Raw genomic sequence first — 10890 nt, forward strand, 5'->3', positions numbered from 1 at the left:
ATTGCCTCGTCTAAAGCACTTTAAATTACCGTTGAATCCTGCATTTTGAACTAGTTTGGGTATAGAATAGGCCCCCTCACTTTTGACATAGAAGATCCATGGAAAAGCTCGTACTCGACACGCATGATGATCCGCTCTCGCAACGCCTAGCACAGGTGTTTGGTTACCGTGACTTTAGGGACGGTCAGCGGGAGGTGATAGAACGTGTTTGCGGCGGGCAAGATTGCTTAGTGATTATGCCAACGGGCGGCGGTAAGAGTTTGTGTTATCAGCTGCCCGCTTTGATGATGAATGGCATCACTATTGTCGTTTCCCCATTGATTTCTTTGATGAAAGATCAAGTCGATAGCTTATTGCAAACCGGTGTTGCAGCGGCTTATCTCAATTCTTCTTTGCCGCGAGAGCAGAGTGCCGAAGTATTAAGGCAGCTGCGCCACGGTGAGTTAAAACTGCTTTATGTGTCACCAGAGCGCTTATTAACCGCAGATTTTATTGAGCGAATGCAGTCGCTCCAGCTGGCGATGTTTGCCATCGACGAGGCGCATTGCATTAGCCAGTGGGGTCATGACTTTCGCCCTGAATATGCAGCGCTTGGCCAGCTAAAACAACTCTTCCCCTACGTGCCTATGATGGCACTGACGGCAACGGCGGATCAGGCGACTCGGCAGAGTATTTGCGAGCGACTCGGGATTGACCCGTTCCGTCTGCTTTCGAGTTTTGACAGGCCTAATATTCGCTACACAGTGGCGGAAAAGCTCAATGCTGCGAATCAGTTACGGCATTTTCTAACCCAGCAAAATGGCACCAACGGGATTATTTACTGTAGTAGTCGTCGCCGTGTCGACGAGGTTGCCGATCGTTTATGTCTGCAAGGCTTTAATGCCAAGGCCTATCATGCGGGAATGACGCAGGAAGACCGTGGTGCAGTACAGGACAGTTTTCTTAAAGATCAAATCGATATCGTGGTCGCCACTGTGGCTTTCGGTATGGGAATTAACAAGTCGAATGTGCGTTTTGTGGTGCATTACGATATCCCGAAAAGTATCGAAGCCTATTATCAGGAAACGGGCCGAGCGGGCCGTGATGGGCTTGATGCAGAAGCTTTTATGTTGTTCGATCCCGCCGATATTGGTCGGGTCAGACATTTGATTGAGCAGTCCGAGCCTGGGCCGCAGCAACAGGTCGAATTCCATAAACTCAATACTATGGCGGCGTTTGCCGAGGCGCAAACCTGCCGTCGCCAAGTGCTATTGCATTACTTTGATGAGAGCGCACTAGAGCCCTGTGGTAACTGCGATATTTGCCTCGATCCGCCTAAGCGTTATAACGGCACCGAAGATGCACAAAAGGTGTTGTCATGTATTTTTCGTTTAGGACAACGTTTTGGTATCAATCACTTAATTGAAGTGTTGCGCGGCTCGAAAGGCGCCCCGATAGTTGACCGAGGGCATGATAAACTTACGACTTGGGGAATTGGTAAAGATAAGAGTCATGAGTATTGGTTGAGCGTGATCCGTCAATTGATCCATTTGGGACTGGCGAGCCAAGATGTGACTCGCGGTTCATCTATTACCTTAAACCCATCGGCACGACCTGTACTCAAAGGGGAGGTGGCGTTAATGCTCGCCGAACCGCGCATTCAGTTAACGACCACAAAACGCAAGGTGAGCCAGTCTAAGGCACCGCTGAACTACGACCGTAAGCTGTTCGCGCGACTCAAGTTACTGCGAAGAACCATAGCTGAGCAGCAGGATGTGCCACCGTATTTAGTGTTTAACGATGCGACGCTGGCGGAAATGGCGGCCATGATGCCGACCAGCGCGGGGGAAATGCTCGCCGTTAACGGGGTTGGCGAGCGTAAACTGAGTCGTTTCGGCGACGCTTTTCTCGATGAAATCGCGGCTTATTTAGCGGGAGAATAATAGTTTGGATTATTCTCACTGATTTTAACCTTGCCCAATTGATTGATACTAGCGCGCTTAATTAAAGACTCTAACGTATCAAACTGTTGCATTGCCGCGATACCAATATTGACCTTGCTTGACCCCTGCCAAGGTTGAATACAGGCCACTAATTGATTGACCACTTTCTTAGCACCAGCTGCAGAGGTGTGCGGTAGGATAATCACAATTTCATCCATCGAATATCGGATCAACTTATCTTGCTCTCGCAGTCTGTGCTGTAGCTCATCCTGCAGAGGCGGCAAGTCAACTTGCCGTATTTGACTCGCATTAAAAAGTAATAAAGACAGCGGATAATTACCTTGTTTGGCAATGTTTAAGGCCGATGTGACTTGTTGGAGCAGAGTTTCCGCAGGCTCCTCGCCTTCGATACGGGGCGCGCGATTATTTTGCTTATCAATCAAATACCAAATAGCCCCACCGAGTAACGTCATCGCAATTAAGAACAAAGTGCTATAGGCCCAGTCTAGATTTAACTCTTGGAGGATCGATGCCTTTTGTGGTGCAGGACTATTCTGATCCTGTTGCAAATCTTGTTGATTCAGGCGGGCTTTAAATTGCAATATCCGTGCAGTGTTCATCCCTTGATTGGCGAGTTCGGCAGCTCGATAGCGTTTGAGTAAAAAAGAATAGGCCTGCTTAAAATCTCCTTGCACTAAGTAGTGATCGCTCATGATCCCGTAAAATCCTTTGAGATCAGAATACTGCTTTAGATTTTCAGCTTGTTCAATGGCGTGATTCATTAGGATTAATGCGGCATCGTCTTGATGTTGGGCAAAGCGTATTTGTGCCAGCAGACGAGTCGAGCGCATCATAGCCAATTGCTGATTGTGCTTCTTGAAGGTATTGATGGCGATAGAAAGGTATTCTTCGGCTGTGTCGATGCGGCCTTTATCGAGCGCGATCGATGCCAAAATGGCATAGCTGTAGGCAAGCTCAAGTGGCGAACCGAGTTCAGGCAGTAGTGCTTTTGCTTGTTTTTCGAGTTTATCACTGTAATCGAATTCTTGATTATCGAGCGCTATTCTGGCCGCATTTCGTAGAATGATATGTAATACCTTGCCCTTGGCATCTGAGCTCTGTATCCCTAAGTTGGTGTAATACATGGCCTGAGGGAAATCATGGGTTGCGTAGAGTAAATTACCCATGGCCGCATAAATATAAGCCTGTGGTGGCCAAACCCAATTCTGGGTCTGAGTATGAATGTCTGGATAAATATCGATGGCCAGACGTAAATCTTCGATGGCAGAGGAAAAGTTATCTGTGTCGGTATCGAGCTGACCACGTAAACGCAAGGCATCGACTAAGGCTTGGGGTTGTTGATAGCGTCGCGCTAAGGTAATGGCTGAATCCAGCAAGGGCAGCGCATTTTGAATATTGTTGTAGTTGAGGTTGGCGTCGGCTTGGCAAATCAAAAAGTAGGGGCGAACCTGATCGAGCTTAAGCTGTTTAGCATTGGCCTCGCCTAACTGTGCCACGTTGATTGCGGCTTCGTTCTCACCCAGTTGCAGCAGATTTTGGCATTTCAATACACTCAATCTGAGTCGATTAATGTCAGAAGTGGCGCGGGTCGTAAATTGTTTTTCTAAGGCTGTGATTTGAGTCAGGGCTTTACTGGGATATTGGTAGACGAGTTCTGTGAGCTCATCCAACTGGTCTATAGCACTCGCCCCAAAGGGGATCAGCCATAACAACAGGCTCAGTACCAAGACGCGAAAATCCATTTTGTGCTCCATAAAATGCGTAAGCTCTAATATCCTTAATCACTAAGGCGGGATTATAACTTTACTTAATCATTTTTTGCATAAAAAACTATTTTTTTCTAAGAGAAATAAGTTAACACATCCCAGTGATTTCTGAATCCAAACAGCGGGTTAATTCTGTGGGGTCGATCACTAATTTGGCGATAAAACTCACAGTTATTGGCCTTAAGACGGGGCGGAACAGTGGAACATGAAAAAATTAGGGTTGACACTCTTGGCTAGGCAAGTTAAATATTAACCGTCCTAGATTATTTGAACAGAATAAATATTTAAATAAAATGAATAGAATTAGCAGCAAACTCGACCTCCTCTCTCTCCTCGCGGTTTATACGCGGAGGTCTTAGTGTTGCACGCTCGATAAATAGGCAAAGCATTCACAAACCCCGCACCAATGTTGCGGGGTTTTTTGTATCTGAATACGGCAAAAGTTAAATAATGAACGGTGACGTTCCATGGAGAAGCGAGATGTCTAACAGAGTAATTATATTTGATACGACCTTACGTGATGGTGAGCAGGCGTTAGCCGCAAGCCTTTCGGTCAAAGAAAAGTTACAGATCGCCATGGCGCTGGAACGTCTAGGTGTTGATGTAATGGAAGTGGGTTTTCCTGTCTCATCACCCGGTGATTTTGAGTCGGTGCAAACCATAGCGCGCACCATCAAAAATAGTCGCGTTTGTGCGTTATCCCGCGCACTTGAAAAGGACATAGATGCTGCGGCGCAGGCCTTGTCTGTTGCAGATCAATTCCGTATCCATACGTTTATCTCGACCTCAACGATTCACGTTGAAAGCAAGTTGAAGCGCTCGTTTGATCAAGTGTTAGAGATGGCGGTCAGCGCAGTGAAATACGCCCGTCGCTTTACCGACGATGTGGAGTTTTCCTGTGAGGATGCGGGACGCACGCCAATTGATAATCTGTGCCGTATGGTGGAGGCCGCCATTCTTGCTGGCGCGCGTACCATTAACATTCCCGATACGGTCGGTTACACAGTGCCAAGCGAGTTTGGCACTATTATTCAAACCCTGTTTAACCGCGTGCCGAACATCGACCAAGCGGTGATCTCAGTGCATTGCCACGATGACTTAGGTTTATCTGTGGCGAACTCGATAACCGCAGTGCAACACGGTGCACGTCAAATCGAATGTACGATCAATGGTATAGGTGAGCGTGCGGGTAACTGTTCATTGGAAGAGATCGCTATGATTTTAGCGACGCGTAAGGGCATGTTGGGTTTGGAAACAGGTATTAACGCTAAGGAAATCCACCGTACTTCTAATTTAGTCAGCCAGTTATGCAACATGCCTGTGCAGGCGAACAAGGCGATTGTCGGTGCCAATGCCTTTACCCATTCGTCGGGTATCCATCAGGATGGCATGTTAAAAGCGCAAAATACCTATGAAATCATGACCCCAGAAAGCATAGGTTTGAATCGCAATAACTTAAATATGACCTCGCGTTCTGGTCGCCATGTGATCAAGCATCGCATGGAGGAAATGGGCTATAGCGAGCACGATTACAATATGGATGCGCTGTACGAAGAGTTCCTAAAATTGGCGGATAAAAAGGGCCAAGTATTTGATTATGATTTAGAAGCCTTAGCCTTTATGGAAGCGCAGGCCGAAGAAGACAATCACTATCAATTGCAGCAATTAGTGGTGCAGTCTGACTCTACCGAAGGCGTTGCCACAGCGACTGTGCGTATCGAAGTGGGCGGTGAAATTAAAACCGAAGCCGCAACCGGTAATGGTCCCGTTGATGCCGCCTATAACGCCATTGCCCGTGCTACTGATCGTCGTATCGACATCATCAGCTACAAGTTAGGCGCTAAGGGCGTAGGCCAAAATGCCTTAGGTCAAGTGGACATTACCGCCGTTTACCACGAGCAAAACTTCCACGGTGTAGGTTTAGCGACCGATGTAGTGGAAGCCTCGGCGCGCGCTTTAGTGCATGTGATGAACTTAACGTGCCGCGCAGACAAGGTCGCCGATTACAAACAAAGCATGCAAAAGAATCGAGAGCTAGGCGGCGTTTAGTCGCTAAAAGCATCTAAAGAATAGCAAGGTCGAGCATAAAGCATTCATATTTAAAGGAGTTGGCTGGCGTATGAGTTATCAAGTAGCAGTATTAGCAGGGGACGGGATCGGCCCAGAAGTGATGGCAGAGGCGCGTAAAGTGCTGCGAGAAGTGGAAGCGCGATTCGATTTGAATATCGAATATACGCAATACGATGTCGGCGGTATTGCCATCGATAACCACGGTTGCCCACTACCCGATGCCACGCTAAAAGGTTGTGAAGCGGCCGATGCGATTCTATTTGGTTCAGTCGGTGGTCCTAAGTGGGAAAAGTTACCGCCAAATGAACAACCTGAGCGCGGCGCGCTATTGCCTCTGCGTGGTCACTTCGAACTGTTTTGCAATCTGCGCCCAGCCAAACTGCACGATGGCTTAGAACATATGTCACCGCTGCGTAGCGATATCTCTGCCCGTGGCTTTGATGTTTTATGTGTGCGTGAGTTAACCGGCGGCATTTATTTTGGTAAACCAAAGGGCCGCCAAGGTGAAGGCGAGAATGAAGAAGCCTTCGATACCATGCGTTATAGCCGCCGCGAAATTAGCCGTATCGCCCGCATCGCCTTTGAAGCTGCCCGTGGTCGTCGCAAAAAAGTCACCTCAGTGGATAAAGCCAATGTGCTCGCCTGTTCAGTGCTATGGCGCCAAGTGGTGGAAGAAGTCGCGGTAGATTTCCCCGATGTCGAGCTGGAACATATCTATATCGATAACGCGACCATGCAGCTGCTACGTCGTCCCGATGAGTTCGATGTGATGCTATGTTCTAACCTGTTCGGTGACATTTTATCCGATGAAATCGCCATGTTAACGGGCTCTATGGGCTTGTTGTCCTCGGCGAGCATGAACAGCAGTGGCTTTGGTTTATTCGAACCCGCGGGTGGTAGCGCGCCGGATATCGCAGGCAAAGGGATTGCCAACCCAATCGCGCAAATTCTGTCGGCGGCATTAATGTTGCGCCACAGCTTAAAACAAGAAGCAGCGGCGAATGCGATTGAGCGCGCCGTGAGCAAAGCCTTGAACTCTGGCTATTTAACCGGTGAGTTATTGAGCAGCGACAAGCGTAGTGAAGCGAAATCGACGGCAGAAATGGGTGACTTTATCGCCAATGCTATAAAGGAAGGTGTGTAATGACGAACGCAAAGACCTTGTACCAAAAAGTATGGGATGCACATATCGTTGCATCTCCTGAAGGCGAAGCGCCGGTCATTTATGTCGACAGACATTTAGTCCATGAAGTGACGTCACCTCAAGCATTCAGCGGTTTGAAGGTCGCGGGCCGTAAGCTGCGCGCGCCGGAAAAAACCTTTGCCACTATGGATCATAATACTTCAACCCGCAGCGCCAGTTTAGATGCCCTAAGCCCGATGGCGCGCACTCAGGTGGAAACCCTAGCGCAAAACTGTAAAGACTTTGGCGTGCGTTTATATGATATTCACCATCCTAATCAAGGCATTGTGCATGTGATGGGCCCAGAGTTAGGCATTACCTTACCGGGCACTGTGATTGTGTGTGGCGATTCCCATACCGCCACCCACGGTGCCTTTGGCGCATTGGCGTTTGGGATTGGCACATCGGAAGTTGAGCACGTGTTAGCAACGCAAACGCTGCGTCAGTTAAAAGCTAAAACCATGAAGATTGAAGTGCGTGGTCATGTCACCGATGGCGTGACCGCCAAAGATATCGTCCTCGCTATTATTGGTAAAATCGGCATGGATGGTGGCACGGGTTACGTGGTGGAGTTCTGCGGTGAGGCGATCGAAGCCCTGTCGATGGAAGGCCGCATGACAGTGTGCAACATGGCGATTGAGATGGGCGCTAAGGCGGGCATGGTCGCGCCGGATCAAACCACCTTTGACTATTTAGCAGGCCGCGAGTTTGCACCAAAGGGTGAAGATTGGGCCGAGGCTGTCGCTTACTGGAAAGCCATTAAAACCGATGACGGCGCCGTGTTTGATGCTGTCGTTGAGTTAGATGCTGCCGATATTGCGCCGCAATTGACTTGGGGTACTAACCCAGGCCAAGTGGTGGCAATCGATGGCAAAGTACCAGATCCCATTAATGAAGCCAACCCAAGCACCCGAGCTAGTATGGAAAAGGCTTTAGAATACATTGGCCTGAGTGCGGGCACACCGATGACAGGCATCAGTATCAACAAGGTGTTTATCGGTTCTTGTACTAACTCACGGATTGAAGATTTACGCAGCGCCGCCGTACATGCCAAGGGCCGTAAAGTCGCGAGTGGCGTCACTGCGATTGTCGTTCCAGGTTCTGGCCAAGTAAAAGCACAAGCTGAAGCCGAAGGCTTAGATAAAATCTTTATCGAAGCGGGGTTTGAGTGGCGTTTGCCGGGTTGTTCTATGTGTTTAGCGATGAATGACGACAGATTAGAAGCGGGCGATCGCTGCGCCTCGACCAGTAATCGTAACTTCGAAGGTCGCCAAGGTCGCGGCAGTCGTACCCATTTGGTGAGTCCAGCAATGGCCGCAGCTGCTGCGGTGGCAGGGCATTTTGTCGATATTCGTAAACCTTACTAATTACCGTAAACCCAAGAGGAGAAGTTAATGCAACCTTTTACGACCCATAGCGGGCTTGCGGTCATGATAGACAGCACCAATATCGATACGGATCAGATCATTCCGAAACAGTTTTTGTCTAAGGTGACGCGCGATGGTTTTGGTGTGCACTTATTCCACGACTGGCGTTATTTAGATGATGCGGGCGATGTGCCAAATCCTGAGTTTTCATTGAATCAACCCCGCTATAAAGGTGCGTCGATTCTGTTGGCGCAGGAAAACTTTGGTTGTGGTTCAAGCCGCGAGCATGCGCCTTGGGCGCTGGCGGACTTCGGTCTGCGTGCGATTATTGCGCCGAGTTTTGCTGACATTTTTTACGGTAACTCAATCAATAATGGCCTGTTACCTGTGGCGTTAACCCACGCGCAGGTGCGCCAATTAATGGATGAAGTGGCGGCAGAAGCTGGCGCACAAATAACTGTTGATCTCACAAGCTGTAAAGTGGTTTCACCGTCGGGGGCTGAGTTTAGTTTTACGCTGGCAGAATCGGCGAGACATAAGCTGCTAAACGGTTTAGATGCGATTGGCTTGACCTTGTCCCATGCAGCGCAAATCAGTCAGTACGAAACTCAAATCCAAGGCTGGCGCCGCTAACTTTCAGCGCACATTTGTACTGGTGTTGAGTCCATATTTAAGCGCCTAGGTTAGCACCTAGGCACTTTTGTTTTAAATCATCATCCATAAAAAGTTTAACTTGTTGTATTTTAAATGATAAATTTCCACCGCTGTTTGTGCGCCATAGAATTTCTGAATCGATAGTGATTTATGCTGAATTTGTTACATCAGAATGATTTACACGTGTTTATGCTATTTTTGATTTTATTGTATTGTTTATTATGGTTATTTTTGTAATTTTACTATTTTGAGTTAATCAGCGTGGCGAATAATAACTGGGCGTATCTAGGCTGAGCTTTGTTTAAATGGTGATATTGGTCACTAAATCTGTTTTAAAGTCGTGATTGTCTAGAGTTTTTGTCTGTTTTATCTCCTTTGGTTGCAAACATCTTCTGCATAAGTAAACTGCTGCGCATTCAATCTGGAGTCTTTGCTCTATTTTGCCTGAACGCCGCAGTACTCATTTAAGTAGTACAGATAACAATAATATGATTAGAGAATAATGATGCAAAAACGTCTTCTGACTTTGGCTGTCACTGCAGCCTTGTTAAGTTCAACGACTCAACTCCATGCCGCTGGTTTTCAATTAGCCGAATATTCTGCCACTGGGTTAGGCCGTGCTTTTGCGGGTGAAGCGGCTATGGCGGATAACGCTTCGGCTCAAGGTCGAAATCCAGCCATGCTGACTTACCTTGAAGGTCGTCAGCTCTCTGCGGGTGGCATTTATGTGATGCCAAATGTCGATGTGACTGGTGATGTCAGCTTTAGCTCGCCGTTGCTTGGCCCTGAACCCGTTAAAATGAAAGGCGGCGATGCACTCGATGTGGCCGATGATGCACTGGTACCTAACTTTTACTACTCGAATCAGCTAAATGATCAATGGACTTGGGGCCTAGCGGTAAACTCTAACTATGGTCTAGCCACCGAATTACCTGCGACCCACGCCGCGGCCATTTTTGGTAATAAGACTTCGGTTACCACAGTTGAGTTTAATCCAAACATCGCTTATCGCATCAATGACGCTGTCAGCGTCGGTGCTGGTGTACGTATTGTTTATGGTGAGGGCGAAATTGGTGCCTCATTACCCGGTTGGGTCGATGGTATCAAGCCTGCTCTGCCGGCTCCAGTGCAGGCTGTGTTGCCACCAGGTGGTACTGAGCTTAAGAGCATGAAGGGTGATGATATCGGTTACGGCTGGCAGTTAGGTGCAAGCTGGCAGATTAATCCCGCTCACCGTTTAGGTTTTGCGTATCACAGTAGTGTGAAACTGGACTTAGATGGCCATGCTTCTGGCGTCTTGTACACTGGTGGCCAAGATGTATCTATCGAAGGGTATTTACCACTTGAATTGCCTGCTTTTGCAGAAATTGCTTCCCATCACCAATTGACCGATAACTGGGCCATGCACGCGAGTGTGAACTGGACCGATTGGAGTGTATTCGATCAACTGGTGGCGTATTTCCCTGGCGAGGTTAAACCTAAGGGCGGTTTAGAGTCTGATTTAGTTAAAGAAGAACACTTCGAAGATAACTGGCGCTTCGCGCTGGGAACCACTTACCAAGTCAATAATGCTTGGTTAGTGCGTGCCGGTGTGGCGCTAGATAAAACGGCGGCGCAGGACGAGTGGCGCACAACCACAATTCCAGACTCTGACCGTCTGTGGTTCTCTGTGGGCGCCGGTTATCAGGCAACTAAGAATCTGAACGTTGATTTTGCTGTAACCTATATCAAAGCAACAGGCGATGCGCCCATCAACGAGCAACAAAATCTATTGAATCTAGCGACGGTTAACTTTAACGGCGAAGCAAGCGGCGATGTGTGGCTTGCGGGTATCCAGATGAGCTATAAGATGTAAGTTCTGCGTAGTTTAAAAAAGCCCTGAATCTTCAGGGCTTTTTTATGGCTAT

Annotated in this window: 7 protein-coding genes; 6 read left to right on the plus strand and 1 reads right to left on the minus strand. The window is 48.1% G+C overall.

What is annotated here, in order from left to right; translation table 11 throughout:
• Positions 1 to 98 precede the first annotated feature (98 nt).
• Positions 99 to 1922 (plus strand): DNA helicase RecQ, encoded by a 1824-nt coding sequence (gene recQ / locus Q4Q57_RS07985; RefSeq protein WP_311890492.1) that lies wholly within the window; start codon positions 99 to 101, stop codon positions 1920 to 1922.
• On the opposite strand, the gene Q4Q57_RS07990 is transcribed toward recQ, so the two are convergent.
• Positions 1904 to 3685 (minus strand): diguanylate cyclase domain-containing protein, encoded by a 1782-nt coding sequence (locus Q4Q57_RS07990; protein WP_311890493.1) that lies wholly within the window; start codon positions 3683 to 3685, stop codon positions 1904 to 1906. The two genes, recQ and Q4Q57_RS07990, sit on opposite strands and share 19 nt — an antisense overlap.
• Positions 3686 to 4189: 504 nt before the next feature.
• On the opposite strand from Q4Q57_RS07990, the gene leuA reads away from it, so the two are divergent.
• From leuA to Q4Q57_RS08015, 5 genes are all read left to right on the plus strand, one after another.
• On the plus strand, positions 4190 to 5758 hold the full coding sequence (gene leuA / locus Q4Q57_RS07995; RefSeq protein WP_011845607.1) for a 2-isopropylmalate synthase: 1569 nt from the start codon (positions 4190 to 4192) through the stop codon (positions 5756 to 5758).
• Positions 5759 to 5828: 70 nt separating this feature from the next.
• Positions 5829 to 6923: a 3-isopropylmalate dehydrogenase gene (gene leuB / locus Q4Q57_RS08000; RefSeq protein WP_311890494.1), complete on the plus strand. Its 1095-nt coding sequence runs from the start codon at positions 5829 to 5831 to the stop codon at positions 6921 to 6923.
• Positions 6923 to 8329: a 3-isopropylmalate dehydratase large subunit gene (gene leuC, locus Q4Q57_RS08005; protein ID WP_311890495.1), complete on the plus strand. Its 1407-nt coding sequence runs from the start codon at positions 6923 to 6925 to the stop codon at positions 8327 to 8329. The genes leuB and leuC overlap by 1 nt, the downstream gene beginning before the upstream one ends.
• A gap of 27 nt (positions 8330 to 8356) precedes the next feature.
• Positions 8357 to 8962 carry a 3-isopropylmalate dehydratase small subunit gene (gene leuD, locus Q4Q57_RS08010; protein ID WP_311890496.1) on the plus strand — a complete coding sequence of 202 codons (606 nt, stop codon included), beginning with the start codon at positions 8357 to 8359 and terminating at the stop codon, positions 8960 to 8962.
• 526 nt (positions 8963 to 9488) lie between these two features.
• Positions 9489 to 10838 (plus strand): outer membrane protein transport protein, encoded by a 1350-nt coding sequence (locus tag Q4Q57_RS08015; RefSeq protein WP_311890497.1) that lies wholly within the window; start codon positions 9489 to 9491, stop codon positions 10836 to 10838.
• The last annotated feature ends 52 nt before the right edge of the window (positions 10839 to 10890 follow it).

It is taken from the genome of Shewanella sp. SP2S2-6, assembly GCF_031931965.1.
In the GTDB taxonomy this organism is placed as follows: domain Bacteria; phylum Pseudomonadota; class Gammaproteobacteria; order Enterobacterales; family Shewanellaceae; genus Shewanella; species Shewanella baltica.